The sequence below is a fragment of the Hymenobacter cellulosilyticus genome, from assembly GCF_022919215.1.
Lineage (GTDB): Bacteria > Bacteroidota > Bacteroidia > Cytophagales > Hymenobacteraceae > Hymenobacter > Hymenobacter cellulosilyticus.
This window is the reverse complement of sequence record NZ_CP095046.1, coordinates 886,526-911,763: the sequence shown is the minus strand read 5'-3', so window position 1 is coordinate 911,763 and position 25,238 is coordinate 886,526. Positions and strand designations below refer to the sequence as shown.

Here is a 25,238-nt window from a genome sequence, read left to right as displayed (position 1 = left end):
TTACCTCCTAGGCCTGCCTCGTTGTAGCTATAGCCCCATAATTCTGCGCGCAGCCGGCATGACTTTGCGCGGTCTGATTCCGTACACGGAAACTCAAAAGCCTAACTCCACCCGTATGAAAACGACCTTCGAATCTGAGTCCGACGCCCTGGCCACTCCCGCAAGCACGCCCACCACTGCCCAGCCCACCGCCGCTACTGCCCCAGCTGCTACCGAAGAAACACCGGTGCCCGTGGCCGGCAACGGCAGCCCCGACTACAGCCAGGTGCAGGTGAAAACCCAGCCCGACCTGCCCCGCGAGGTAGAGCCCGGCGGCAGCGCTACCGAAGCAGAAAGCGGCGGCGGCTACAGCGGCTAGGCTACGAGCTGTCATCCTAAGTGAGGCGAAGCACCTTCCTCACCTACCCCACGAAAATTCTTGCCAACGTGAAAAAGCCCCTTACCACCGCAGCGGTAAGGGGCTTTTCACGTTTAATTATTCTTATCACTCGGGCTAGGAAAGTGCTTCGCCTCACTGAGGATGACAGAAACAACGTCGGGCTGCTTAGAACGAGTAGTTCACTGAGGCCTTAATCACCCGGTTCTGGGCGTCGAAGTTGTTGTTCTTATCTAGAGACGAGAGGCCGAAGTCGTAGCCGGCGCTTAGGCCAAAGCCGCTGTCGAACTGGTAGCCCAGGCCGCCCACCACGCCAAAATCAACGGAGCGGAACTGGTCTTTCACGTCGAAGTCGGTGGAGAAGGCATTGAAGCCCAGGGCCCCGGCCTGCACCCGCACTTTATTGCTAACCAAAAACGAAGCCTGCGGACCAGCAAACAGATAGAAGCCAGGCGTGAGGTAGCCTTTGAACAGCACCGGCACGTCGATATAAGACATGCGCGAGGTGGCCGTTACGCGGGCATTGAGGAAGTCGAACTGCTCCCAGGGCAGGGTGCCCACCAGCTTGGCGCCCTTCTCGGAGTAGGAGACGCCGGGCTCCACAGCAAAGCCAGGGCCGAGCGGAATGGTAGCATACACGCCGGCGTGCAAACCGGGCTTCATTTCTTTGGTCACGGCCCCGTCGGTGTAGCCGGCCAGGTCCATCACGCTCTGCACGGCATCACCCGACCAGTCGGAGACGTTGACTCCGGCCCGGAGGCCGAATTGAACGCCGGGCGTGGTGGGCGTGGTCCGGACGGGAGCCGAGTACACCGGCCGGGCCGGGGAATTGGAATATACGGGGCGGCGAACCTGGGCCTGGGCCGCGGAAAACAACGAAGAAAGCAAAAGCGCGGCTACAGCCAAGCGCCCGAAAAGGCTTTTGGAGTTCATGGCAGAAAGGAAAATCAGGAGGGAGATGTCAGAGAAAAAGCTGGCCGCAGCGGGGCGCGCATTGCTGCAGCGGGCATTCTGAGGACCATACATTACAAAACCGTGCCAGTTGAGAAGCCCAGCCCGCCTGGCTCGGGGAAGTCGTGAGCTTCCCTTTTGAAAGTCAGAACCTTGTGTTTTGGCCGCATCGACCAAATCGGCTAAACTATCGACTGGCGGGCGGCGGGGTATTCAGCTGAAGAGTGGGCTGAACTGTGGCGGCGCTTCACGAATCGGGCAGGCTCGGCAGCTGTTTGGCGGCTGGCTACGTACACCCTTTCCCAACCATTCACGCCAAACACCCCGCGCTATGAGCACGATTAAGAAAGTAATTGAGGTCCTGGCTTCCTCCGAAAAGAGCTTCGAAGATGCCCTGCAACGCGCCCTAACCGAAGCCAGCACTACCGTGAAAGGCATTAAGTCTATCTATATCAAAGACCAGAGCTGCCGGGTGCGCGACAACAAGATTGTCGAGTACCGCATCACGGCTAAAATCACCTTTGAGGTAATGCACAAGTGGGACCCCAATGCCCTGCATACCGGCGACGCGGCTTCGGACACGCCCACTCCCGCCGGCGACGGCAGCCCCGACTACAGCCAGGTGCAGATCAAAACCCAGCCCGACCTGCCCCGCGACGTGGAGCCCGGCGGCAGCGCCACCGCACCCGAGAGTGGCGGCGGCTACAGCAACTAAGCGAAAGCAAGCACCACGTCTGACCAACAAAAAAGCCGCCCCAACTCAGGGGCGGCTTTTTTGTTGCCTTAAGGGTAGTTTTCCCCACGTGTTGACTATGAGGCTTTAGAACGTCACGTTGACGTCGACAACCTGGTCGGCACGGCGGCCGTTGGCGGCGCCGGGCTTCCAGGCCGGACCCTCGCAGAGCAGGCGGATGGCTTCCTGGTCGTAGTCGCGGCGCAGACCACGCATCACCTTGAAGTTGTCGAGCGAGCCGTCGGCCTTCACTGTGAAGCGCACCCGCACACTGCCCGAAAGCTGCGTGGCTGGTGGGTCGGGTACAAACATGGCCTCGCGCCGCAGGTACTCCCGTAGCACGATGTAGCCGCCCACGGGCTGGGGACTGATAGCCGGAGCCGGGGGCAAAGCAGGTTTGCGCTTGATAACTTCCTCCGTAGTTGCTGCCTGGGGCTTGGCCACCGCCGGGGCGCACTGACTGAGTCTGCTCCGACTTTTTGAGCCAGCATCACCCGGCTTTGCTCGGCCTTGGTTTCCGTAGGCTCCGGCTGATTGGGAGCAGCTACCACCGGAGCCGGGGCCTGCATGGCCACAGAGCCCGAAACTGCCTGGTCGCTCAGCACACTGGCTGCGGCAGGGGCAGACTGACGGGCGGGAGCCGCCGCTACTGCCGGCCGCCGACTGCGCCGGGCCGGAGCCACCGGGTGCCGGGCGGCCGGAGCAGGTAGGGGAGCCGTAGCGGGGGCAACTGGCGTCGCTACAGGTCCTGTTGCCGCAGCCACCTCTGCCGAAGCAGGCTCGACTTGTGACGGAGCAGTTTCTACTGCGGCGGGCGGCGGGGCGGGCACTTGCACCGCTACGGGCGGCGACCCGGCCGCCGGGGCCTGCGGACGGCGTACTCCCCACCACACGGCCGTGCTTACCAGCAGCAAGGCCAGCACGGCGGCCACGGCTTGCCAAGTGCGGGCCGCGTAGCGGGGCGCGGCTTCCCGGGCCACGCGCTGGTGCAGCCGGTGCCGCAACTCGCTCAGGGCCTGATCGGTGACGGCGGGGCTGGACAGGTCCAGGCCTTCCAGCACTTCGGCGCAACGGCTGCAGCTCAGGGAGTGCGCCTCCACGCGGTGCTGTTCGGCGGGTGGCAGCGCTCCGGCCACGTACTGCCGCAGCAGGGGCAGCGGCAGGTGCCCGGCCGCATCGGGGGCCGGGGGCTGGGGTGGAACAGGAGGCTGATTAGCGGGCCGCATTGGGAGCTGAGTCGAGGTAACGTTTGAGGTTGCGCTTGCCGTTTTGGAGGTGGCTTTTCACCAGGCCGAGGTCAAAGCCGGTGAGGTCGGCAATGTCGCGGTAGCATTTCTTTTCGAGGTAAAACAGCTCCAGACAGCGGCGCTGTGCCTCCGGCAAATCGGCCAGGGCGTGCTCCAGAGCCTGCAGGCGGGCCTCGGTGAGTTCTTGATCTTCAGTTGCATCACCTGCCTGATGCAGAACTCCGGAGGATTCCATATCGGCCGCGTCGGGAAAATGCAGGACCAGGGCACCGTCGGGGCCGGCCCGCTGCCGGGCCCGGAGGATCATCAGGCAGTGGTTGCGGGCCGTCGTCTGGAGCCAGGCCGGGAAGTTGCTCACTTCGTGCCGCCGCAGCGTGTCGAGCAGCTTCTCGAAGAGCTGCATCACCGCGTCCTGGGCGTCTTCGTCGGGCCGCAGGTACTTGCGGCACACGGCAAACACCAGGGGCATGTGTCGCTCGTAGAGCACGCCCAGGTCGGCCACGGCGCCTTCGAGGCGGTAGCGCGTGAGCAGCTCCTCATCGGACAGCTCGGTGGGCGACTTCGGGCGACGTTTGAAAAACATAGGACAGCGCGGCCCCACGGACCTGGGCCCAAGATACGGCATCGGGCTCGTTGTTGGGCGCTTGGTGCAGGTTTGAGTGGCTCCTGGCTTCCGGGGCGGCGCTGGCTTCCGGATTGGCGAATAAAGCCCAACAGGGTCAGGGTTTCTTATCGAAGCGGCCCTTGGTCACTCTAATCGTGTCGCAGCCGGGCTGGGCCAAGGTGAATTCAAATGTGCCAGAGATAATACCAGCGCTCAGGTCCAGGCGGCTTATAAATACAGTACCGCGGGAGTAGACGGCTGCTTGGTCGTTTCTATATTCATTACAAGGGCGCATCTTGTAGTCATCAATGAAAGAAACGCCCACTTCACTATTCAAACCTACCTTGTAGGTACCAACGTGGTCGATATTTATCCCGCCCAATGACACTTCTTGCGTTTTCCCACCTTTGGGCTCAGGATACCGGTAGGTCACAATTTGGAGGCTGCCTCCCAGAAAATCCGGTTCGTAGATTACGGTATAGTTGCTGATACCGGCATTGCCACTGGGTAAATAGACCTGTCCGTTTACCAGACACCCGAAGGTATTGGCCCCGGTTTGAGTCGCGGGTGGCAGCTGGCTTTCGGGGAGGGGTCTTTCTTCTTGCACTGGATTAGGCCCAACAGTGCTACGAGTAGAAGTGAATTTCTCATAGCTATAGAACTAGAGCTGCTTGTCGAAGCGGCCGTTGGTGACGCGAATAGTGTCGCAGCCGGGTTTGTAGAGGGTAAAGGAAAAGGTGCCGGAAATAATGCCGGCGGTAAGGTCCAGGCGGGTAATAGTTAAGCTGCCGCGGCGGTAATCCGGGAGTTGATTTCCGTCATAACTATTACAAGGAAAAGGAATTGAAGTATTTACATAGGAGCCGGCCCCTTCTGTCACGGGAATAGTCAGGGCGAATTCACGTGCTTGCGTTATTGGGCCACAACTAAGATTTATATACTGACGGTCGTTACCATGCACCTGGTAGGTTCGAATGTTTAACGTGGCTCCATTTGGCCCAGGTTAATAGAGCACGGCATAGTTGCTGGTACCGGTATTGCCTCGCGGCGTCCAAGGCCGGCCATTGACCAGACAGCCAAAGGTATTGGCCCCGTTCTGGGTGGCAGGCGGCAGCTGGCTTTCGGGGCCGGTCACGTCCGACTTGCATTGCAGCAGCGGTAGGATGGCTAGGAGCAGGGGCGCGGAAAAGACTCGGCGAAAAGGCATAGCTAACGAATAAGACCGAGCCGCCACGATTCGGCGCTCAGCTATAGTAGTCAGCAAGATAAAGGAATCCAAACGGCTCCAGAATTTTTCTGCGCCCGGTGTGGAATCCGGTGTCGGGCCGCATCAGAATAGGTGAAACTGATCTTCTCACCTTCGTCTGATTGTATGCGCAAGCCCGTCCTCCCGGAGCCAAGCCGCCGGCCAGCCCTCCTCCGGCAGACCTTCCCGCCGAGCCCTGACTTTCGGCTGAAAGGCCCAAATAAAGGGGAGGCAAGCAACTCTTCGGACGATTATAGTCTCCTTAGCCTAGCGGGACAGGCCACGCCGGCGGCACTTTCGCGGAGCCAGGCGGTCCGGCGGAGGTGGGTACCGGGCCCAGGCACTGGTCGTCAAGCTCCGGGCAACACGCAATTGGGTAGAGTTGTCGTTAGGGCAGCGTCCGGCATTGCCCTTCGGGGGCCAAGCGGTAAAGAGCCGGCTCAGCCAGTCGGCACAAGGCTTCGGCGGGGAGGATGCGGAAACGTAAAGACCAACGGAGTACACCTGTTGCAGCAGCTGTATTCAACGTTTCGGCACCTTCCCGCCCTGAGCCAGCCCCTTACCGGCCCGTTCTGCCCGACTACTTCGCCCTACGACTGCTCCAGCCCACCGGCCCCGATGAGCACTTCGCTGGGCCCTGGTGCCTAAGCCTGATAGCCTCTCCGCTACTTCCATCCCAAGTTTCTGCTCCTACTACTGCCGCCAGTATGCACACCTCTGCTGTTTCCCGTCGTATTGCTGAGCCCTGCTCCCAGTCGTGGGCCGCTATGACGCCCCAGGGCCCCGGCCGCCGCTGCGCCGCCTGCGAGAAAGTAGTTATTGACTTCACTCAGAAAACCGACGCCGAAATTCTGGCTGTGCTCCGGGCGGCGGTGGGCGGCAAGCAAACCTGTGGACGGTTTGGCGCCAGCCAACTGAACCGGCCGCTGCAACTACCAGCCCCACCCCGGGCCGCGTGGTGGCAAACGGCCGTAGCGGCCACGGTGGCCCTGCTGGGGCTACGGACTCTAGCCCCGGCTGCCGGGTGGGCCCAGCAAGTAGAGCAGCATCTGCCCGGGCCAGCCGCCTTGCTTCTGAGCCAGCGGGGCAGGTGAAGGGAAACTTTGAAGGAGTAGCGGTAACAGTCCCTACTTCCGCTGATTCAACGGTTGTTACCGGGCGGGTAATAGACAAGTCAACCAACGAAGGGCTGCCTGGAATCGGGGTCGTCTTGAAAGGCACAATCCGCGGCACCGCTACTGATCCTGATGGGTATTTCTCTCTGCGCGTGAGCCAAGAGGAGCGGAAGCTGCCCCTGCTTTTTCAGACCATTGGCTACGTCAGCCAGGAGCTTCCGCAGCCCACCAAGGTTAAGGCCCAAGGCCTACTCGTAGCGTTGGACGTGGATGTCAAGGGCGGGCTGGTTTGGTATGCGCCGATTTACACCCCACAAGGCGTGTGGCAGCGGGTGAGCAGCATTCCGAGGCGAATTCTGTATGCCGTTCGGCGCGACTATTAGCCATGAGAAGCGCTACTCTTCTCATTTCCCATCGGCGGCGGACACTGGCCGCCGATAGAATCACCGTCTGGGCCGCGCGCCTGCTGCCGAATGGAAGCAAGTGGCCCGGGCACAGCCGCGGCCGGGCCCCGGCCTGCAGGGCGCCACCTTGCGCGGACTGGTTTGGCGGGTCACCGCTTTCCCGCTCACAAACCAACTCGAAGAAACTCCTGACCGGTGGGCGACTGGTCAGGAGTTTTTCGTTTGAGCCGGCCCAAACGACGCAGTCGTGCTTTTTATTATACAATTATCAGTCTACAGGGATGCCCGAATTATGTTGGAAAAAAGTCACGGGCCGCTGGGTTACGTATGCAGACCTGTCGGTATAAAGAATCACTAAGCGGCGCCGCTTTCGCAGCATTTTCCGAATACGCAGCTCTGCGTACAGAGCCTCTTCGCCCCGTCTTCAGGACCTTCCGCTCGCGACGGATGTTTCTGGTCACGCGCTTCTTTTCCTGGAAAAGTTCTGAATTCAGTTTCGTGAGTTCAGCGGTGGAAGCATGGCTTTTTCGGTAGTCTTTTCTTTCCACTAGCCCTTACTTCAATGCCTATATCCCGCTTGCGGCCCCTGTGGCTGCTGGCGAGCGGCTTGCTGCTGCCCGCCTGCCAACAACAACGCTACTCTGAGCCCCTGGAGGCAGCTTCCACCTACGAAATGCCCCCGGCGGCCGACTACGCTGAAGCCGCTCCGCCGCCCCGGCCCCGAATACCGAATCCTACGCCCGGCTCCCGGAAAACCCATTCGAAACCGTGCGGCAGGCTCCGCTAAGCACCTTTGCCATCGACGTGGACCCGGCCTCGTATAGCAATGTGCGCCGCTTCCTGACCCAAAACCGTCAGCTGCCCCCGCCCGAAGCGGTGCGCCTGGAGGAACTCGTCAACTACTTCCACTACGACTATCCCCAGCCCCTGCGCCCCGATGAGCCGGCCGCGCTGCAAGCAGAAGTGGCCCGCTGCCCCTGGAACCCCGCGCACCAATTGGTGCTGGTGGGTGTGCAGGGGCGGGAGGTAGCCCACACCGAGCTGCCGCCGGCCAACCTAGTATTCCTGCTCGACGTGTCGGGCTCGATGAGTGACGCTGACAAGCTGCCGTTGCTCAAGGCCAGCCTGCGCGAGCTGCTGCCCCGGCTCCGACCCCAGGACTACGTTTCTATTGTGGTGTATGCCGGTGCGGCGGGCTTGGTGCTGCCGCCCACGCCGGGCAGCCGGCCCCGGGAGATTATGGCGGCTCTGGAGAACCTGGAGGCTGGTGGCTCTACGGCGGGCGGGGAGGGCCTGCGCCTGGCCTATCAGGTGGCCCGGCAGCAAGCCCGGCCCGGCTACAACACCCGCATCATCCTGGCTACCGACGGTGACTTCAACGTGGGGGAAAGCTCGGATGCCGCCATGGAGGAGCTCATTACCGAAGAGCGGCAGTCGGGTGTGTTTTTGTCGGTGCTGGGTTTCGGGGAAGGCAACCTGCAGGACAGCAAGATGGAGTTGCTGGCCGACAAGGGCAACGGCAATTACGCCTACATCGACAACCTCAACGAGGCCCGGCGGGTGCTTGTGCAGCAGTTTGGCGGCACCCTGTTTACCCTGGCTAAGGATGTAAAGGTGCAGGTGGAGTTTAACCCCGCCGAGGTGCAGCAATACCGCCTACTCGGCTACGAAAACCGGCTACTGGCCGCCGAGGACTTCAACGACGACACCAAGGACGCCGGGGAGCTGGGCGCGGGTCAGCAGGTGACGGCCCTCTACGAAATCGTGCCCGCCAACGTCCGACCCCGCGTCGACCCGCTGAAGTACCAAGCGGGCCCGGCGGACTACGGCATTGTCTCTCCTGCCAGCGCCGAGTTGCTGACCGTGAAGCTGCGCTACCAGGAGCCCCAGGGCAGCGCCAGCCACCTGCTCACGCTGCCCGTGCGCAACAGTAGCACCGCCATCGAGCAAGCCTCTGACAACTTCCGGTTGGCCGTAGCCGTGGCTGAGTTTGGGTTGCTGCTGCGGCAGTCGGAGCACCGGGGCCAGGCCAGCTACAGAGCGGCGCTGGGCCGGGCGCAGTCGGTGCGTGGCCGGGATGCCGACGGCTCCCGCCGCGAATTTGTGGAGCTAGTACAGCGGGCCGCTGAGCTTAGCAGTGAAGCCGCCCAAGCACTGCCCAACGAGGAGTGGCGCCGCTAGTAATGCGCGGATAATCTGGTAGTTGAAGCGCTGAGGAATTACTAGTCCAGGCGCCTGTTTCCTGAAGGGCTACCGAACGTTTGTTCGTAATAAGCCGCAAAATTTAATTTGGAATTGCCAGAACCTGGTCCCACCTTGCCCTCGCAAAGCACCTGATTCTCATGTCTCAGCACACCGGCCGTTTCTTTTTTAGCTATTACTTCTACTACGCCCACGCGTAGTCGAGCGGCCCTCCTGTAGCTTTTCTAACCGAAACTCTCAGCGCCTCTCGACAACCTCGGGAGGCGCTTTTTTTACGCTTACTTTTTGCCTCACATGCCTGCTTCAGTCTTCTTTTATTACGGCTATACCTACTTCTTCTTTACGAAGAAGCGGGGCCCCGTTTGCCGAAGCTGACCGAAGCGCAGCACCAAAGCAAAACCCAGGCCCCGCACTCCGGAGGCCTTTTTTTTATGTCTTTTCCCAAGTACCTCGCATCATGCTCCCAACCGTCGCCATCCAGGGCTTTGAAGGTAGTTTTCACCAGATTGCCGCCCGCCACTACTTCGGTCCCGCTGCCTTGACTACGCCCTGCGCCACGTTTGGGGAGGTGGTGCGGCAGGTGAGCAGCGGCACGGCCGGGCACGGCCTGATGGCTATTGAAAACTCCATTGCCGGCAGCATCTTGCCCAACTACAACCTGCTCCGCCAGGCCGGTCTGCGCGTCACGGGGGAAGTGTACCTGCAGATCCGACAGCATCTGATGGCCCTGCCCGGACAGCAGCTCGATGATATCCGGGAGGTGCACTCCCACCCCATGGCTTTGCTGCAGTGCGCCGACTTTCTCAATCAGCACGGCCCCTGGCGGCTGGTCGAAACCGAGGATACGGCCCTGAGCGCCCAGCGCATCCGGGAAGGCCTGCGCACCGGTACCGCCGCCGTAGCTGGCAAGTTAGCCGCCGAGCTGTTCGACCTGGAAATTCTGGCCAAGGACATTCACTCCGAAAAGAAGAACTACACCCGCTTTCTGGTAGTGGACCGGCCCGAAAATGCCGCCGCCGTGGAGGCGCCCAATAAGGCTTCGCTCTACTTCCACACCACCCACGCCCAGGGCAGCCTGGCCCAGGTGCTCATCCGCATTGCCGACCAGGGCATCAACCTCTCCAAGCTGCAGTCCTTCCCGATTCCGGCCAAAACCTGGCACTACTACTTCCACGCCGACCTCGAATTTGATGACTCGGCCCAACTGGACGCCGCCCTGCACAGCATGAAGCCAGTAACGGAAGGCCTCGAAGTGCTGGGCGTGTACCACAAAGGCACCACGCATAAGTAGTTCATACTTCAGAACGTCATGTCGAGCCCCGCGAGACATCTCGCGTGCCACAGTATTCAAATTACCGACCTAACATCAGCACGCGAGATTCCTCGCGGGGCTCGGAATGACAGCCCGAAACGAATATTCTAGATCATAACCCATGCAAGTCTCCGTAGCCAGCCGCCTTCAGCACACCCAGGAGTACTACTTCTCCCGGAAGCTGCGCGAAATCGACGCCATGAACAAGGCCGGTGCCCAGGTTATAAACCTCGGTATTGGTAGCCCCGACATGCCGCCCCATCCGCGCGTAATTGCCGCCCTGACCCAGGCCGCCGAGCAGCCCACTACCCATGCCTACCAGAACTACAAAGGCGTGCCGGCCCTGCGCCAGGCCATGGCCAGGTGGTACAAGCAGAGCTACAGCGTGACCCTGGACCCCGAAACGGAAGTATTGCCGCTGCTGGGCTCCAAGGAAGGCATCATCCACGTGAGCATGACCTTTCTCGAAGCCGGCGACGAAGTGCTGATTCCCAATCCCGGCTACCCGGCCTACCGCGCCGCCGCTCACTTGGCCGGCGCCACGCCCGTGGACTACGACCTGCAGGCCGAAAACAGCTGGCTGCCCGACCTGGCTGCCCTGGCTCAACGCGACCTAAGCCGGGTAAAGCTCATGTGGGTTAACTACCCGCACATGCCAACCGGTACCCCGCCCAACGCGGCGTTCTTCGCCCGGCTGGTGGCCTTTGCTACCGAGCACAACATCCTACTGGTGCACGACAACCCCTACAGCTTCATCCTGAACCAGGAGCCGGCTCAAAGTCTATTAGCTGTGCCGGGAGCCCGGCAAGTAGTATTGGAGCTGAACTCTCTGAGCAAGTCGCACAACATGGCGGGCTGGCGCGTGGGCATGCTGCTGGGCCGCGGTGATTTGCTCCAAGAAGTGCTGCGCTTCAAGAGCAACCTCGACTCGGGGATGTTCCTACCGGTGCAGCTGGCCGCCGTAGAAGCCCTGCAACTGGACGCAAGCTGGTACGAGGAGCTCAACGCCCACTACGCCGCCCGCCGGGAGCTGGTCTTTGAACTGCTCGACACCATCGGCTGCCGCTACGAACGGAATCAGGTGGGCTTGTTCGTGTGGGCTGCCATTCCGGCCGGTCATGCCGATGGCTACGCGCTGAGTGATGAGCTGCTGCAGGCGGCCAAGGTGTTTATCACGCCCGGCGGCATCTTCGGCTCCAACGGCAACAACTTTATTCGGGTGAGCCTCTGCCAGACGACGGCCGTGCTGGAATCCGCTTTAGGCCGAATCCGGGCGGCCCGGCAACAACCTTCTTTTACCACCCCGACCGTATGAAAACTGTCACTGTAATCGGCCTGGGGCTTATTGGCGGCTCGCTGGCTATCAGCCTGAAAGCCCACGGACTGGCTGAGCATATTATAGGAGTAGACCACAGCCCGGAAAACCTTGGCAAAGCCCAGGAGCTAAGCCTCATCGACGAAGGCACCACCGACCTGCCCGCCGCCGTGCGCCGCTCCGACCTGGTGGTGGTGGCCGTGCCCATGGACGCCATGCTCACCGTGCTGCCCCAGGTGCTGGACGAAGTCGACCAGCAGGTGGTCATCGACGTGGGCTCTACCAAATCGATGCTGCTGGCGGCCGTAGCCGGGCACCCGCGTCGGGGCCGCTTCGTGGCCGTGCATCCCATGGCCGGCACCGAGTACTCGGGCCCCGAAGCCGCCGTGCCCGAGCTGTTTACCGACAAAACCCTGGTTATCTGCGACGCCGAACAGAGCGACGCCGACGCGGTGAACCAGGTGCAGCACCTCTTCGAGCAGCTCCGGATGCGCATCGAATACCTCGACGCCGCTGCCCACGACCTGCACACGGCCTACGTGTCGCACATTTCGCACATTACCTCCTTTGCCCTGGCCCTCACGGTGCTGGAAAAGGAAAAAGAGGAGCAGCAGATTTTTGCCTTGGCCAGCGGCGGTTTTGCTTCCACGGTGCGCCTGGCTAAAAGCTCACCGGATATGTGGGTGCCCATCTTCCGCCAAAACCGCGTCAACGTCCTCGACGTGCTCGACGAGCATATCAAACAGTTGCAGCACCTGCGCCACCTCATTTCCCAGGAAGACTACCCCGCCGTCTACCAGCAAATCGAGCAAGCCAATCTGATCAAGAAGATTCTGAAGTAAGAACAACCTGGATAGAACGTCATGTCGAGCCTTGGCGAGACATCTCGCGTGCAGTGCTAATCAATGCCATTGCAACCTCAGCACGCGAAATGCCTCGCGAAGGCTCGACATGACAGACGACTTCTTCTACCATTTCTCAACTCCCCGCAAAACTCAAACCCAACATATCATGCAATCCGCACTTTTCAACCGCCAGCCCGACGATAAGCCTTACCTGATTTCCGGGCCTTGCTCAGCCGAAACCGAGGAGCAAGTTCTAGAAACCTGCCAGCGCCTGGCCGCTACCGGCAAGGTGCAGGCCCTGCGCGCCGGCATCTGGAAACCCCGCACCAAGCCCGGCGGCTTCGAAGGCGTGGGCACCAAGGGTTTGCCCTGGCTCAAGAAAGCCAGTGAGCTGACCGGCCTGCCCATTGCCGTGGAAGTGGCCACCGCTAAGCACGTGGAAGACTGCCTGGCTTTCGGCGTCGATATTCTGTGGGTGGGCGCCCGCACCACCGGCAACCCCTTCTCGGTGCAGGAAATTGCCAACGTGCTGCGCGGGGTGCAGGTGCCGGTGCTGGTCAAGAACCCGATTCACCCCGAGCTGGAGCTGTGGGTAGGCGCCGTGGAACGCCTGCAGAAGGCCGGCCTAAGCCAAGTGGGGCTGATTCACCGGGGCTTCAGCTCTTACGGCAACACCGACTTCCGCAACGCCCCGATGTGGCACCTGCCCATCGAGATGAAGCGCCGCCACCCCGAAATGCCCTTGCTCTGCGACCCCAGCCACATCTGCGGCCGCCGCGACACCTTATCGGCCGTGGCCCAGCAGGCCCTGAACCTGGGCTTCGACGGCAACATGATTGAAAGCCACATCGACCCCGACCACGCCTGGAGCGACGCCAAGCAGCAGATTACCCCGAGGTGCTCAAGGACCTCATCACGGACCTGGTGTGGCGCCACGAAACCACCAACCAGCGCGAGTTTCTGACGGCCTTGTCCAGCCTGCGCGAGCAAATCAACCAGCTCGACGCCGAAATCATCCAGCTCCTAGGTCGCCGCATGGCTGTGGCCGAGAAAATCGGGGTCTACAAAAAGGAAAACGACATCACCATTCTGCAAACCAGCCGCTGGAACGAGGTACTGGAGCGGGCCCAGCGCCAGGGTTCATCCGTGGGCCTTACCCCGGAGTTTATCGAGCAGTACTTCGCCGCCGTTCACCTGGAGTCCATCAACCACCAGAACAAGGTGATGGAAGGCTAACTTCTAGCCCGAGCGGTCCGGTCGAGTCCCGCCACCTCACCCAGAGCCCCGTCTAACGGCCCGTTGCTGCTCGCCAGCAACGGGCCGTTGTGCGTCCTGGCAAGTCGAAATCAGCTCGGTCCGATAAGTATTTAAGAATACCCGAAATGCCCGTGAAGTTCTTGTCTAATTCCCTAAGGTTTCATCAGCGCCGCAGCCAGACCCGGCAACGACAGAGTGCCGGTAGGAGAGCAGGGTGCCGACCACGCAAAGTTTGCCGATAGAGAGGTTTGTAGACTTGGAAAAGAACAATTTGTGTTTAAGCTGGATTACAAATATTTGCTAAAATGAATTAGGATATTTTGTCGTAGTGTTCTTAATTTAGAAGCGCCTTACACCTGAAGTTTAGGATTAAGGTAATGTATTGGGATGGTGGAACTGATCTAACAACATTTAAATCTTGGCTATGTACAAAACAATACTCATTCTCCTGTGTGCCTTGTTTACGCTTCTGGAGCCCCAGGCGGTACAGGCAACCACCGCTGACTATTCGGTTGAAAAAACCGAAATAGCAGAAACCAACACTCCCCGCCCAAACTACAAGCCTTACCGGGGCAATAGCCGCCACCGGGCTAAAAAGCTTGGCGTATTCCGGCGGTGGGCCTTGCGCCGCAAGGCAATGCGTAAGCGTAAGCGCAAGGCAATACCATCGGTGAAAGTCGATAAGCCCATGCGCAACAAATAGGTCCAGTCTACTTAAGCACAGCATACGGAGCAGTTTATCCGAGTCCGAAAAGGGCCGGGTAAACTGCTCTGACTTTATAACGGGGTCATGGCCGTAGCCAACCCCAGGAATAACGGCTCACGTCTTCTAAAACAGATATGCCTTTGGGTTATACATAGTTGAGGACAACAAGCCCGTTAGAGAGTGCCCAACGCCGAGTGGCAAGAGGAGAAACATAGGATTATATTTTTAAAATTATATACTAGCTGTAACACTGAGCCTGTTGTAGCTGTAGTAGCCTTGAACGTTCATCATCCTCTATCTTGAGGCTCCATACTACCTCTGTCTTCCCACTCCTATGGCTGAACAATTGCAAACCATTACCAAATTTTTGAAACTAAGTGAATCTCTGGAGATAGACCCGGCAGCTTATGCGACAGTATTGCATCCGGATGTGGAGCAGGTAGAGTTTCCGAATATGCTGAACCGGACCCTGCAGCGCCGTTCCTTTGCCGAGATTCTGGAAAATATTCGGGCCGGGCGTGAGCTACTGGTAAATCCCCTTTTCGAATTACAGCAGATGCAGCAGTGCCCGGATGGAAGTGTGGTGATTGAGGCTCACTGGCAAGCCACGCTGGCCAATGATATTGGGCCGCTAGTCCGGGGCCAGCAGCTGGCTGCCCAGTTCTGCGTAGTCTTCGAACTGAAGGATGGCCTTATCATCAAGCAGCGCAACTATAGCTGTTTCGACCCTTTCTAGAAAAAGTGGGGAATTGTAGGTAGGCCCAGCAGGAAGATTGCAGGAAGCTGAATCCAAGGTGAACTTTTTTGCGTTTGATAAAACACCATTTTCATCCTGGTATAGTATTAGCTAGGAGAAAATGGAAAATTCGCCCGGCAAAGTTAGTGAACGGTAAACCTCTGCTGTTCAGGTTGTTTGTGCGAAGCGTAAAGTCCACCTTTTCTTCAGCGTTATGTACAAACTACTGCTCTTACTGCTTTGCGCGGTGCTATGCCTGGGGGAACCAGGATCAGCCATGGCCGAATCGGAAACCAGTGCTGCCGCTACGGAGCTAACCGTGGATGGCCGCCCGATTCCGCGTCCGAACTACAAACGGTATAAAGGCCGCAAAAAGCACCGCAAGCCCGGCTTCTTCAGACGGTGGGCCGCTCGGCGCAAAGCAAAACGGAAGCAGCAGGCTGCCCCAGTGCGCAAAGGCGTTATTACTGTAGATCCTCCAACGCGGAACCAGTAACCGGATCCGCTTCCCGGTATTCAGCCGCACTTCTCTCGTGAGGGAGGTGCGGCTGATTGTTTTACCGGACCGGGAGGCGCAAGTGCCAGATGCGGTTGCGGCGTAGTGCTGTGGTAGTTTTTAGTTTTGCCTTCTATGAGTTCTCCTTCCCCGCCAACGGCAAGGCTACGCTCGGGACGCCGTTTCAATACGCGCTGTTCCGGGCCATCTGGATTGCATCAGTCGTGTCGAACATTGGCACCTGGATGCAAAACGTGGCCGGGGTGTGGCTAGTCACGACGCTGACTACCTCGGCTTTGGTAGTAGCCCTGATGCAAACCGCCAACAGCCTGCCTGCCTTTTTGCTGAGCATGCCCGCCGGGGCCCTGGGCGACTTAATTGACCGGCGCAGGCTCTTGCTGCTCACGCAGGGATTTATGGCCATTGTCGCCTTCGCGCTAGGGGCTCTTACGCTCCTGGGCGAAGTTTCGGCTCTGGGTGTCCTGGCGTTTACTTTTTTACTGGGAATCGGGGCGGCGTTGAACGCGCCGGTGTGGCAAACCGTGACGACGGAGCTCGTACCCCGCCCGGTACTGCCGTTTGCTATTACCCTGAATGGCGTCAGTAATAACATTGCCCGCGCCATCGGCCCGGCCATCGGCGGACTCATCATTGCCTATTACTCGCCGGGCTGGGTGTTTTTGGTGAATGGGCTGTCGTTCTTAGGCACGTACGCCGTCATTTTTTCGTGGCAGCGCACGGAGGAGGCCAGCAGCGGCCCCGCCGAAAATTTTACCGGCGCGCTGCGGGCCGGCCTGCGCTACGTGCAGTATTCGCCGGCCATCTATGCTGTGCTGTTTCGCACGTTTGCCTTTTCATTTGGCGCCAGCGCCATGTGGGGGCTGCTCTCGGTGGTTATAGCCCGCAAGCTGGGCCTGAGCTCAGGTGCTTACGGGGTGATGCTGTCTTGGCTGGGAGCCGGCGCTATTACGGGCGCCTTGCTGATGGGCCGAGCCGGAAATAAGCTCAACTTTAACCAGCGGGTGCTGCTCGGGACCCTGGTATTTGTTGGTACCAATGTGTGCTTGGCCCTGGTAACGGTAGTGTATTGGCTGTATCCGGTTATGTTTCTGTCGGGAATTGCCTGGCTTATGGTCATGACCAGCTTTAGTACGACGGTCCAGCTGCACGTGCCCAAGTGGGTGCAGGCCCGGGTGGTAAGCATCTATATGCTGGTCTTTCAGGCGGGACTTTCGCTGGGCAGTATTGTGTGGGGCGAGCTGGCTGACCGGGCCTCATTGGAAACGGCCTTGCTGGCTACTGCAGTCTGGATGCTGGTAAGCATGCTGCTGGCTATTCCCTTTCCCATGCGCTCGGCCGAAGGGCTGGACCTGGCGCCCGCTGAGCACTGGCCCGATCCGGCGGTGCAGGGCACCATCGACCCCGATGACGGACCGGTGGTAGTCATGATTGAGTACCACGTAGCTGCTGCGGACCAGCCCGCTTTCCGGCAAGCAGTGGCTCGTCTTACCCGCCTGCGGCTGCGGGATGGTTCGTTGCGGGCCGGGGTGTTTTCGGATATCGCCGACCCGACGCGCATTACGGAATTTTTTCACGTAGCTACCTGGGGTGAGCACCAGCGGCAACACCACCGCTTTACCCGGGAAGATCAGGCCCTGGAAGCCCAGGTGCGGCAGCTGCATACGGGCCCGGAGCCGCCCCGGGTGACGCACTTTCTGGCTTTCCCTAAAACCCCTAATGTGGAAGTGGCCACGCCTTTCGAAACGATGGAAGGGCCGCAGTAGTCCGTAACGTAGCAAAACAACGTGGCCGCCCTGTAATGGAGCGGCCACGTTGTTTTATACCCGACGGGCTGAATTACCAGGAACCGCTATTATCGTTGGTGTCATCGAAGCCGCCCCGCCCGAATCCCCGGAGGAGGGGTCATCATACGACGAGCTTTCGTCGGAGGAGAAATAATCGGGGCCGGAATCGGCGGAGGTATTCTCGGAGAAGTAGTCTGGAGCTGGATTGTCAGTGGTGCCGCCAGTGCCGTCGAGGGCCGGGAAGCCGCCGCTGGTAGCCGGGCCGGCCGCGCCGTAGCCCAGGTGCGGTGCCGGCGCATCCGGATTGAGCTGATCGGGGTGGGGTGTGTCGTGGGCGGAGGCCATACGGTTGCCCAGATAAGCGCCGGCCGCTGCCGCTGCCCCGGTCATTAGCATGCCTCCCACGGCACTGCCGGAGCCACCGCCCCGGTTAGGAAGAAAATCCGGGGCTGGCTGTCGGTTATAGCCTTGGTTGTAGCCGGGGCCCGGCTGGTTGTAGCCACCGGAATTAGGACGGTTGGGCAGAAAATCGGGAGCTGCGCTGCCGGTAGCTGGCGCCGCGGGAGTTGAAGACCGTCGAAACAGCCGGGTTACCAGCCAGATACCGCCGCCCAGCACCAAGGCTCCGAGCAGCAGCGTACCTAGTCCAAATTCAGAAGACTCGGGCTCTGGCGCCGACACCGGAACCGAACTGATGGGCTCTGCGGCCGTAGCCGGTGGGGAAGTAGCTACGTCGGGACTGGCTAAGCCGGTGCCGCCGGGAGTGGTGGCCGTGGCAGCAGAAGCAGCCGGCTGGTTTTTCTGGGGTTGGATTCCGGGTTAGCCGCTAGCATCAGCGTGTTTAGGCCCGCGCGCAGTCCGGCGAAATAGTTGCCTTGCTTAAAGCGGGGCGTCATATCCTGGCTGATTACCCGGGCAGTAACCTCGGGCGTAATGGCCGTGCGCAGTCCGGAGCCGGCCTGAATGGTTACCTGATGCTCCTGGGCGCCAAGCAGGATAACGAGGCCGTTGTCTTTGTCGCGCTGGCCGATGCCCCAGGCCTGCCCCAGCGCCCGACCGTAGTCGGCAACGCTGCGGCCCCCGAGCGAAGGTACCGTGACGACAACTATCTGAGTACCGGTTTTATCGGCGTAGCGGCGCAGGCCGCCTTCCAGCGTTTTGGCATCGGCCGGGCTCAGCAGCTGCGCCTGATCTGTTACGAAGCGGAAAGGGGTGGGGCGGGCCGGTATATCATCAGCGGGGGCCGCCGCCCAGGCCGGCTGACTCCCAGCCACGACCACCAGGGCCCAGAATAGAAAGAGAAATCGGTACATGGCGCAGGCAGTAAGGTTAGCAGTTAGATCTGGTTTGCCTCACTTTTACGCACTGATTAGCCAAGTGGCTACGGTATTTTCCCTTCGGTTCGTCGGGGTCATTTAAAGCTGAAACGACTCCTGCGGGGCGTGCTACCGGTGGGTTGTCAGCAGGGAGTAAACGACCGTGTCCAGGTAGCGACCCTGGAAGTAGTAGTTTTCCCGATAGTGAGCTTCCTGCACGAAGCCGTGCTTGCGCAGCAGCCGGATGGAGGCCACATTATCGGGGTCCACCTGAGCTTCCAGGCTATGGAGCCGCAGGTGGTCGAAGCCGTAGTCGATTACGGCCTGCAATGCCTTAGCCATCAGGCCCTGCCGGGCAAAGTCGGGATGCAGTCCGTAGCCAACCTCTGCCCGGTGATGGTCGGCCTGCAAGTGCCAGAGGCAGATGGTGCCCATCAAGACTTGCGGCTGCTCGGGCGGGCTCAGGGCCCAGGTAATGCCTTGGTTGGCGGCTTCCAAATCGGCCAGCAGCCGCAGATGTTGCTGAGCCTGAAACAGGGTCGGCTCTTTTTCGCGGGGAACGTAACGCAGAAACTCCTCGTCGGAGCGGAAAAACCGCATGGCTTCGGCATCGTCAGCCGTCAGCTGCCGCAACAGTAGCCGGGGAGTGCGCAGCTCGGGAAAAGGCGTAAACTGAAACTGCAGCACGGCGCTACTTTTGAGCAGCCGGGTGGGCCGACTGGCTGGCGGTGAACAGGGCTTCGGCCGTGGGCTTGAGGTCTACCTCATCCAGGAATCCATCGGCCAGCGTCAGGACCGAAAACAGCTGCCGCTGCAAGTCCTGCACGTTCAGCGGACCGCTACGTAGGGCCGTTTGGACCAGATGCAGCGACAAATCGGCTAGTACCAGCCGCTTGCGCTGCCAGTGGTCGGGCTCGGCCACGGCGCCTTGTTCGGTCAGGGCGTGCGCCTGACTTACCAACTGAAGAATTTGCTCGTGCATGTTCGTTGCTGAATCGAAAGGAAGAAAGCCCCGGCCGGGGCGGAACACCAACATAAGCAGGCCGGGCAACCTGAGCAGCCCCAGGCGGAGAAGCCATAAAGCCGGCACCCGGCTCAGTTACCGCATCACCGACCGGGACGCCGGCGGCTCACTCGGCTCTACGGACCGGACAAAGCGTAGGCGGCCGTCGGGACCCATGCTGGCCGCTTCAAATCCATTGCGCTGCAGCACAAGCTGCGAAGCCAGGTTGTCGGGCTGGGTGTGAGCCAGAAGCTGCCGGACCATGCCCGTGTGACTGGCCTGCTGCACCAGGCCGGCTACCAACTCGGTTGCCAGGCCCTGTCCGCGCCAGTCGGCCGCTACGGAGTAGCCAATTTCGGCAGTGCCCGCCGCGTCGGGAGGGCCCAGAAAGCCGCCCGCGCCAATAAGGGTGGTGGGGTGGGCGTCGGTGGCTTTGCGCAGGGCATACCAGCCGTACCAGCCCGCTGCCGTGCGGCCACCAGCCGTGAGCTGCTCCAAAAAGTAGCGCATAGCGTCCAGGTCGTACTCACCCGGGGGCCAATCAGAGGGCAGAGCTGCCCCGAGCAGAACCGGAAAGTATTGGGGTTTGTGCAGCTCGGCGGTGAGCAGGGCCCGGCTGGCGGCAATAAGCGTGAGGCGGGGCGTGTGGGTGATGAGCGGAATCATAACAGGCTATACGATTTCCCGGGGTAGGAAAGCAAATATAGGCAGGGCCGCCACCTTTGGCTTAGCGGTCTGCCTCCCGGACGAAACCAGCAAAAGCGCCAAAAAGATTTTTAGTCACGCGCTTAATCCGGCCGCTTGGCAGCAGCAAAAGGTTGAACAACTAGCCCCGTTGCAGGTTGAGCAGAAGAATTGGGCCGCCGGCTCAGTAATCCGGCGCCGTCGTTTATGAGTGCAAAGCTTGCCTCCGCTATTTATTTTCAAAATGCCGCCGGCCAGCTGCTGGAAGATCCGGCGGGTTTTCTGCGAGTCAACTGGTCTTCGGGACCCCGGCAGCTTCAGGACACCAAGGCTTTGTTCACGCACATGGCCTCGGCTTTAAAGCGCCGGGGCTGGAGCCGGATTTTGATTGACCAGGTAGGAATGCTGCCTTTTTCCGAAGTAGAGCAGCGCTGGGTGGCCGAGGAATGGCTGCCCCATGCCGTGGTGGGCGGCTACCGGCACGGGCCATTATTGTATCGGCTGATGTGATGGTGCGCCTGGCCACGGCCTACATCACGACCCATATTCAGGGGTTGCCGCTGGTATACCGCTCATTCGAAAAACCAGCTCAGGCCGAAGCGTGGCTGCTGCAGCAACAGGGGCAGCCCGGGTAAGCCGCCCAACGGCTGCCAACACCCGCTGTTAGGGCTTGGTGGTGCTCAGGGAAGGAGCCATGGCTTCTTCTGCCAATGGGTTCCAGCCGCGTAGCGCGGTTTCGTAGTTGTAGAAAGCCGCCTGGTCGGCGTTGAGCTGCCGCGACCAGGTGGTGCGGGCTTTGGGGCTGGCGCCGGGGCCTTTCGACTTGTATTCGGCGAAAAAAGCTTCCTGCTTGTTGTCTTCTTTGCCCCAGTGGTCCCAGCCTTTGGCCTTAATAATGCTGCTCAGCTCGCAGTTCAGAAACACGGTTTTGGCGGCCGGCTTCCAGGGGCGGCCCAGGAAATACGAGTCCTCGGGTGCGTCGCCCACCACTTTGCAGCGCTGAAATACGTAGCCGAAGCCGATGCTGTCCGGGGTGGAAGCGGCCGTGATGCACGTGCCTTTGGGCTTGCAGTACAGCGTGCAGTCCTCAAACCACGCCGTGGCCGCCCCCAGGATAAAGTCGGTAGTGCCCTCGATGTAGCAGTTCTTGTAGAATTGACGGCTGCCGTAGCCATAGGTATAGAGCGTGTCGCGGAAGCCCAGGAAGCGGCAGTTCACGAAGCGGGCCTTGTCGCCGTACACCCACATGGCCGGGGCCTGACCCGCCAGCCCGGCCGAGTTCTGAAAGGTGATGTTTTCGGCGCTGAAGTTGTTGCCAAACACGCGGAAGCTGGCGGCTTCGGAGGTGCCCAGCTTTTCGCCGCTTTCGGCCACGCGGCCGTTATAATCATCGTACACGAGCACCGTCTCGTTGAGGTCTTCCCCAGCAGCGTTACGAAGTTCTGCTTTTTGGCCAGGTTGAGCTTTTCCTTGTAAGTGCCTTTCTTAATAAAGATGGTAATCGGAATGTCGTTGCCTTTCGGCACAGCGTCCAGGGCGGCCTGCACGGTTTGGTAGGTTCCGCTGCCGTCCTGGGCAACTATGATCTGTTTAGTTTGAGCAAAGGCAACGCAGCAGGAAAAGAGGAGCAACCAAACGAGTAGAAGCTTTTTCATGGGTAAGTAGGTGGGTAGAGATAATCATGGGATTTGAGAAAACTAATTGCAGAATAGGTGTGAAAAATGCGCGGAGCGCAGGGGCGAGGTATTTCAGAGCAAAATAGGAGAAAAGAAAGGCTTATCAAAATCAGATAGCCCGGAAAATCCGGCGCAGGGCCAGAACCCAGCGGCGCCAGCTTACCAGACTCTTCGCCGCTGGCAAGTTTGGAGTGCCCGTGTGGCTTTACTGTCGGGGGCAGTCTTTATCTTGCGCGGTTACTTGTTACTCGCCCAGCCCGATGAATCCACACCTTGCTCTTGTTACCGCTTATTTTGACCTCGTCGACTCGTTTACGACCGATCCGGCTGCGTATACCGACATCCTGCATCCGGACGTAGAGCAGACCGAATACCCCAATGCGGTGTATAAAACCCTGCAGCGCCGCTCATTTAGCGAGATTATCGACAACCTCCGCATCGGGCGGGAGCTGCTGTATTCTCCCAAGTTTGATGTGCAGCGTACTCAAGCCTGCCCCGACGGCACAGTGATAGTAGAAGGCCTGTGGCAGGCCACGGTGATAAGCGACGTGATGGGCCTTACCCGCGGTCAGCGTATTTCGTCCCAGCTGTGCCTGATTTTCGAATTCAAGGACGGTAAAATCTTCCGGCAGCGTCGTTATCCGTGCTACGAAGTACTATAAGCCGTAAACGAGGCTAATTTGTATTATTCCTGCTATTGATTGATCAAAGAAGCCCGAGCGTGCTGGTCAGTCGGCTTTCTGGCTGCCGAAGCTGGTGGGAGGGGAGCGGGTTCTGCAAGCATTGGCAAATCGGCACGAAAAAGGCCTTCCCTTACGGGGAAGGCCTTTACCTGATAGTTCGGGCTGCCAGTATCAAGAGCCCGTACCATTACTGCTGGTACCGGCCAGCTCGGACATAGCCGCCGGGCTGTTGGGCTGGTTCTGGTTTGTGTCGGAGCCGTTTTGCACGGGCACGTCGGTGGCTTGCTGGCCTACGCGCTCCGACATACGGCCGGTGCCGTTACTGCCATTGCCAGTGCCGCTCATCGTTGCTGCCGACTGGCTGCCGCGCACCTCAATCTGGTGCCGCCGGGTTTTCTGCTCGTCCTTGGGCACGCTGACGCGCAGCACGCCGTCCTCGAACGAGGCCTGAATCCGGCTGGCGTCGACGGTATCGGGGAGCTGGAAGGAACGGTTAAACGAGCCGAAGGAACTTTCTACCACGTGGTAGCGGCGCTGCTGCTGTTCCTGGCGGAAGTGCCGTTCCCCGGCAATGGTCAGCCGGCCCTGGTGAAAGTCCACCTTAATGTCTTCCCGCTTCAGACCGGGCAGAGCCGCCTCTATTTCGTAGCTCTGCTCAGTTTCGTAGGCATCTACGTGGGGAGAGAAGCTATTCACGCGCCCCCGCGCCGCCAGTGAATCGTTGAAGAACCGGTCGAGCATCGTGCTGAAGCTCGACGAAGCCAGATCCGAAAACGAATCCTGATACTTTTGAATGGCCATGGTCGTACAGGTTTGAGGTGAAACAAACGAATACAAGCGGCCTTAATACGCAGGCAAAAAAAGTGCGGTTTCACCCGAAAAGCAGCTTTTTTAGCCTGTAAAAGCGAAAAATCGGGTAACGGCTACTAGTCCTACCAGCCAGCTACGGGTTCTGAAACGACAGCGGCCCGCATCCGGAAAGACGCGGGCCGCGGGAACGGCGGTAACTAAAAGAACAGCTTGTCGGCCAGGTTATTCTTCCGTCTTCAGCGGAACGTTGGTGAAGCTGCCGTTGATGATAATGTCGCACCGGCGCTTGGGGAAGCTGCTGTACTCTACCGTTGGGTCATAGTTGCCGGCCAGGGTAGCGGTGTAGGTACCGCTCAGCAGCTGCCGCTTGGCATCGTAGGCCGTGATGATAAAGTTACCGGTGATATTCTGCCCGCGGCTGTTGAAGAGGACACTGCCGCCGCCCAGATTTTCCGGCAACCGGTAGGCGTAGGTCAGATCGGCGTCGCCTTTGGCAAATTCCTTCTGGGTTTTGAGCGTATAGCTACCCACGATGCCGGACTTAACCGCGGTTCGGTCGAAGGTAAAGTCGACGTACTCCGTAGACGTGAGCGGGCCGGCCGCTACGCGCATAATCTTGCTGTTCTGGACCGACACCATTGAGGCTTTCTTGTCCTGAAAAGTGGTGTCCCGGCGCTGGCCGTTGTCGTAGTACACGATGGAGCGGCTGTACACAAAGGTGGGCTCGGGCAGGGGCTCTGGCGCGACTTGCTGGTCATCTTCTTTGTCGCAGCCCGTGGTCAGTAGCAGCGTAAGGCCCAGGAATAAGGAGCGGGTAATAGTGAATTTCATAATGAAGTATAAAGGTGAGTTTGAATGCTCAGACGAAAAATAGTGCCAACTGGGCAGCTCAGGCCCGAAAATACCGATCGGGCCAGTTAAACTAGAGACCAAACGAAGGGCCGGAAAACAAAAAACCGAGGCACCCGCCACTGCGGATGCCTCGGTTTGAAGCTAGCCAGGAACAAGCCCGGCCAGTAAGCTTAGTCGACCAGCAGGCGGGCCGTCTGCAGCTGGTTGCCAGCCTGAACCTGTACCAGGTACAGACCAGCGGCCAAGTTGCGGAGCGACACCAGCTGCTCCTGCTGACCAGCGCCCTGGCGCACGGCCGAAAGCTGCTGCACGGGCTGACCCAGCATGTTCAGCACGGTCAGGGTAGCCGAGGAAGCCGAAGTCAGCTCGTAGGCTACGCGCACCGTTTCGCGGGCGGGGTTAGGAGCCAGGGCCAGGCTCAGCGTGGGCCGGCTGGCGGTAGTGCTGGCCGTCGTGTTGCGGGTGAACGTGTAAGCGCCGGTGATGTCGTTGAACGTTACAGAGTAGTTGCCGGCAGTAGCCACGGGAATGTTCGGGCCGTTGGCAACACCTACGCCACTGGGGAAGGTAGCAGCACCCCAGTTTACATCCCAGTTATCGTTGGCACGGAACTTCACCTCACCCACGGTCAGGGGCAGGGTAATGGTCCACTGGTGGTTGTTGGCGCCGGTGCCGGCCGTCATGGCCGTGGAAGCATCCCAGCCCTTAGCCGTAGCCGAGCCAATGATGCCAATCGTGGGGTAAGTTGTCTGGGCCATAGCCAGCGTAGCGCTGAACAGCAGGACCAGCAGGACGGTAAGCGTGCGGGTAAAGTTTTGCATGTGGTGGGAGTTGAATTGTGAATTAATTACACAACAAATAAAG

The 25,238-nt window shown here is 59.9% G+C and carries 31 protein-coding genes and 2 pseudogenes; 17 read left to right on the top strand and 16 right to left on the bottom strand.

The annotated features are described in order from the left end of the window. The first annotated feature begins 115 nt into the window (after positions 1–115). Positions 116–358 (top strand): hypothetical protein, encoded by a 243-nt coding sequence (locus MUN79_RS04475; protein ID WP_244676586.1) that lies wholly within the window; start codon positions 116–118, stop codon positions 356–358. Between the two features lie 186 nt (positions 359–544). On the opposite strand, the gene MUN79_RS04470 is transcribed toward MUN79_RS04475, so the two are convergent. Continuing rightward, positions 545–1,309: a porin family protein gene (locus tag MUN79_RS04470; protein WP_244676585.1), complete on the bottom strand. Its 765-nt coding sequence runs from the start codon at positions 1,307–1,309 to the stop codon at positions 545–547. A 349-nt stretch (positions 1,310–1,658) separates the two neighbouring features. Between MUN79_RS04470 and MUN79_RS04465 the strand changes: the two genes are divergently transcribed. Then, complete coding sequence (locus tag MUN79_RS04465; RefSeq protein ID WP_244676584.1) at positions 1,659–2,042, top strand: dodecin family protein; 384 nt, start codon at positions 1,659–1,661, stop codon at positions 2,040–2,042. A gap of 105 nt (positions 2,043–2,147) precedes the next feature. Here MUN79_RS04465 and MUN79_RS04460 read toward each other — a convergent pair whose 3' ends face one another. The 5 genes and pseudogenes from MUN79_RS04460 to MUN79_RS32340 form a co-directional block, all read right to left on the bottom strand. Next, the gene (locus MUN79_RS04460; protein ID WP_244676583.1) at positions 2,148–2,324 is read right to left on the bottom strand and encodes an energy transducer TonB; all 177 of its coding nucleotides are present in this window, start codon (positions 2,322–2,324) and stop codon (positions 2,148–2,150) included. Then, the gene (locus MUN79_RS04455) at positions 2,309–3,286 is read right to left on the bottom strand and encodes a zf-HC2 domain-containing protein (protein ID WP_244676582.1); all 978 of its coding nucleotides are present in this window, start codon (positions 3,284–3,286) and stop codon (positions 2,309–2,311) included. Before MUN79_RS04455 ends, MUN79_RS04460 begins: the two co-directional genes overlap by 16 nt. Then, positions 3,273–3,890: an RNA polymerase sigma factor gene (locus tag MUN79_RS04450; protein ID WP_244676581.1), complete on the bottom strand. Its 618-nt coding sequence runs from the start codon at positions 3,888–3,890 to the stop codon at positions 3,273–3,275. The genes MUN79_RS04455 and MUN79_RS04450 overlap by 14 nt, the downstream gene beginning before the upstream one ends. Before the next feature lie 136 nt (positions 3,891–4,026). Further along, the gene (locus MUN79_RS04445; protein ID WP_244676580.1) at positions 4,027–4,518 is read right to left on the bottom strand and encodes a Riean_0653 family protein; all 492 of its coding nucleotides are present in this window, start codon (positions 4,516–4,518) and stop codon (positions 4,027–4,029) included. A 54-nt stretch (positions 4,519–4,572) separates the two neighbouring features. Then, positions 4,573–5,118, bottom strand: a pseudogene (locus MUN79_RS32340) (Riean_0653 family protein). A gap of 746 nt (positions 5,119–5,864) precedes the next feature. Here MUN79_RS32340 and MUN79_RS04430 point away from each other — a divergent pair. From MUN79_RS04430 to MUN79_RS04380, 12 genes are all read left to right on the top strand, one after another. Continuing rightward, a complete protein-coding gene (locus MUN79_RS04430) occupies positions 5,865–6,251 on the top strand; it encodes a hypothetical protein (RefSeq protein ID WP_244676577.1) in 387 nt (128 codons plus the stop codon). After that, positions 6,182–6,655 (top strand): carboxypeptidase-like regulatory domain-containing protein, encoded by a 474-nt coding sequence (locus tag MUN79_RS04425; protein ID WP_311136655.1) that lies wholly within the window; start codon positions 6,182–6,184, stop codon positions 6,653–6,655. Before MUN79_RS04430 ends, MUN79_RS04425 begins: the two co-directional genes overlap by 70 nt. Positions 6,656–7,238: 583 nt before the next feature. After that, entirely contained in the window at positions 7,239–7,463 is a 225-nt protein-coding gene (locus MUN79_RS04420) for a hypothetical protein (protein ID WP_244676575.1), read from the top strand. Further along, positions 7,445–8,857 (top strand): vWA domain-containing protein, encoded by a 1,413-nt coding sequence (locus MUN79_RS04415; protein ID WP_244676574.1) that lies wholly within the window; start codon positions 7,445–7,447, stop codon positions 8,855–8,857. Before MUN79_RS04420 ends, MUN79_RS04415 begins: the two co-directional genes overlap by 19 nt. 478 nt (positions 8,858–9,335) lie before the next feature. Continuing rightward, positions 9,336–10,169: a prephenate dehydratase gene (locus MUN79_RS04410; protein ID WP_244676573.1), complete on the top strand. Its 834-nt coding sequence runs from the start codon at positions 9,336–9,338 to the stop codon at positions 10,167–10,169. A 142-nt stretch (positions 10,170–10,311) separates the two neighbouring features. Beyond that, positions 10,312–11,505 (top strand): pyridoxal phosphate-dependent aminotransferase, encoded by a 1,194-nt coding sequence (locus MUN79_RS04405; protein ID WP_244676572.1) that lies wholly within the window; start codon positions 10,312–10,314, stop codon positions 11,503–11,505. Further along, positions 11,502–12,347: a prephenate dehydrogenase gene (locus tag MUN79_RS04400; RefSeq protein ID WP_244676571.1), complete on the top strand. Its 846-nt coding sequence runs from the start codon at positions 11,502–11,504 to the stop codon at positions 12,345–12,347. The genes MUN79_RS04405 and MUN79_RS04400 overlap by 4 nt, the downstream gene beginning before the upstream one ends. Positions 12,348–12,516: 169 nt before the next feature. Further along, a complete protein-coding gene (locus tag MUN79_RS04395) occupies positions 12,517–13,314 on the top strand; it encodes a hypothetical protein (RefSeq protein ID WP_311136654.1) in 798 nt (265 codons plus the stop codon). Beyond that, a complete protein-coding gene (locus MUN79_RS30615; protein ID WP_311136653.1) occupies positions 13,248–13,586 on the top strand; it encodes a chorismate mutase in 339 nt (112 codons plus the stop codon). The genes MUN79_RS04395 and MUN79_RS30615 overlap by 67 nt, the downstream gene beginning before the upstream one ends. 478 nt (positions 13,587–14,064) lie before the next feature. Further along, positions 14,065–14,310, top strand: a complete 246-nt coding sequence (locus MUN79_RS04390) for a hypothetical protein (RefSeq protein WP_244676570.1) — start codon at positions 14,065–14,067, stop codon at positions 14,308–14,310. A 370-nt stretch (positions 14,311–14,680) separates the two neighbouring features. Next, positions 14,681–15,049 carry a nuclear transport factor 2 family protein gene (locus MUN79_RS04385; protein WP_244676569.1) on the top strand — a complete coding sequence of 123 codons (369 nt, stop codon included), beginning with the start codon at positions 14,681–14,683 and terminating at the stop codon, positions 15,047–15,049. A gap of 606 nt (positions 15,050–15,655) precedes the next feature. Then, a complete protein-coding gene (locus MUN79_RS04380; protein ID WP_244676568.1) occupies positions 15,656–17,329 on the top strand; it encodes an MFS transporter in 1,674 nt (557 codons plus the stop codon). A gap of 54 nt (positions 17,330–17,383) precedes the next feature. Here the strand turns inward: MUN79_RS04380 and MUN79_RS04375 are convergent, their stop codons facing one another. The 5 genes from MUN79_RS04375 to MUN79_RS04355 all read right to left on the bottom strand — a co-directional run bounded on the left by MUN79_RS04375 (position 17,384) and on the right by MUN79_RS04355 (position 20,335). Then, on the bottom strand, positions 17,384–18,031 hold the full coding sequence (locus tag MUN79_RS04375; protein WP_244676567.1) for a hypothetical protein: 648 nt from the start codon (positions 18,029–18,031) through the stop codon (positions 17,384–17,386). A gap of 62 nt (positions 18,032–18,093) precedes the next feature. Continuing rightward, a complete protein-coding gene (locus tag MUN79_RS04370) occupies positions 18,094–18,663 on the bottom strand; it encodes a TPM domain-containing protein (RefSeq protein WP_244676566.1) in 570 nt (189 codons plus the stop codon). Between the two features lie 132 nt (positions 18,664–18,795). After that, positions 18,796–19,353 carry a GNAT family N-acetyltransferase gene (locus MUN79_RS04365; protein ID WP_244676565.1) on the bottom strand — a complete coding sequence of 186 codons (558 nt, stop codon included), beginning with the start codon at positions 19,351–19,353 and terminating at the stop codon, positions 18,796–18,798. A 4-nt stretch (positions 19,354–19,357) separates the two neighbouring features. Next, positions 19,358–19,702 (bottom strand): hypothetical protein, encoded by a 345-nt coding sequence (locus MUN79_RS04360; protein ID WP_244676564.1) that lies wholly within the window; start codon positions 19,700–19,702, stop codon positions 19,358–19,360. Between the two features lie 63 nt (positions 19,703–19,765). Further along, the gene (locus MUN79_RS04355; RefSeq protein WP_244676563.1) at positions 19,766–20,335 is read right to left on the bottom strand and encodes a GNAT family N-acetyltransferase; all 570 of its coding nucleotides are present in this window, start codon (positions 20,333–20,335) and stop codon (positions 19,766–19,768) included. A 225-nt stretch (positions 20,336–20,560) separates the two neighbouring features. Between MUN79_RS04355 and MUN79_RS04350 the strand changes: the two genes are divergently transcribed. Both MUN79_RS04350 and MUN79_RS29845 read left to right on the top strand, forming a co-directional pair. Beyond that, the gene (locus MUN79_RS04350; protein WP_244676562.1) at positions 20,561–20,863 is read left to right on the top strand and encodes a hypothetical protein; all 303 of its coding nucleotides are present in this window, start codon (positions 20,561–20,563) and stop codon (positions 20,861–20,863) included. Continuing rightward, the gene (locus MUN79_RS29845) at positions 20,860–20,988 is read left to right on the top strand and encodes a hypothetical protein (protein ID WP_262922986.1); all 129 of its coding nucleotides are present in this window, start codon (positions 20,860–20,862) and stop codon (positions 20,986–20,988) included. Before MUN79_RS04350 ends, MUN79_RS29845 begins: the two co-directional genes overlap by 4 nt. A 28-nt stretch (positions 20,989–21,016) precedes the next feature. On the opposite strand, the gene MUN79_RS04345 is transcribed toward MUN79_RS29845, so the two are convergent. Next, positions 21,017–21,757 (bottom strand): pectinesterase family protein, encoded by a 741-nt coding sequence (locus MUN79_RS04345; protein WP_262922985.1) that lies wholly within the window; start codon positions 21,755–21,757, stop codon positions 21,017–21,019. 65 nt (positions 21,758–21,822) lie between these two features. Then, positions 21,823–22,008 (bottom strand): annotated as a pseudogene (locus MUN79_RS29840) (pectinesterase family protein); the annotation flags it as partial. 281 nt (positions 22,009–22,289) lie between these two features. On the opposite strand from MUN79_RS29840, the gene MUN79_RS04340 reads away from it, so the two are divergent. Further along, positions 22,290–22,691, top strand: coding sequence for a nuclear transport factor 2 family protein (locus tag MUN79_RS04340; protein WP_244676561.1), 402 nt, complete (start codon positions 22,290–22,292; stop codon positions 22,689–22,691). A gap of 192 nt (positions 22,692–22,883) precedes the next feature. On the opposite strand, the gene MUN79_RS04335 is transcribed toward MUN79_RS04340, so the two are convergent. The 3 genes from MUN79_RS04335 to MUN79_RS04325 form a co-directional block, all read right to left on the bottom strand. Next, on the bottom strand, positions 22,884–23,513 hold the full coding sequence (locus MUN79_RS04335) for an Hsp20/alpha crystallin family protein (protein WP_244676560.1): 630 nt from the start codon (positions 23,511–23,513) through the stop codon (positions 22,884–22,886). Positions 23,514–23,744: 231 nt separating this feature from the next. Then, entirely contained in the window at positions 23,745–24,353 is a 609-nt protein-coding gene (locus MUN79_RS04330) for a hypothetical protein (RefSeq protein WP_244676559.1), read from the bottom strand. A 191-nt stretch (positions 24,354–24,544) separates the two neighbouring features. Then, on the bottom strand, positions 24,545–25,195 hold the full coding sequence (locus tag MUN79_RS04325) for a T9SS type A sorting domain-containing protein (protein WP_244676558.1): 651 nt from the start codon (positions 25,193–25,195) through the stop codon (positions 24,545–24,547). Between the last annotated feature and the right edge of the window lie 43 nt (positions 25,196–25,238).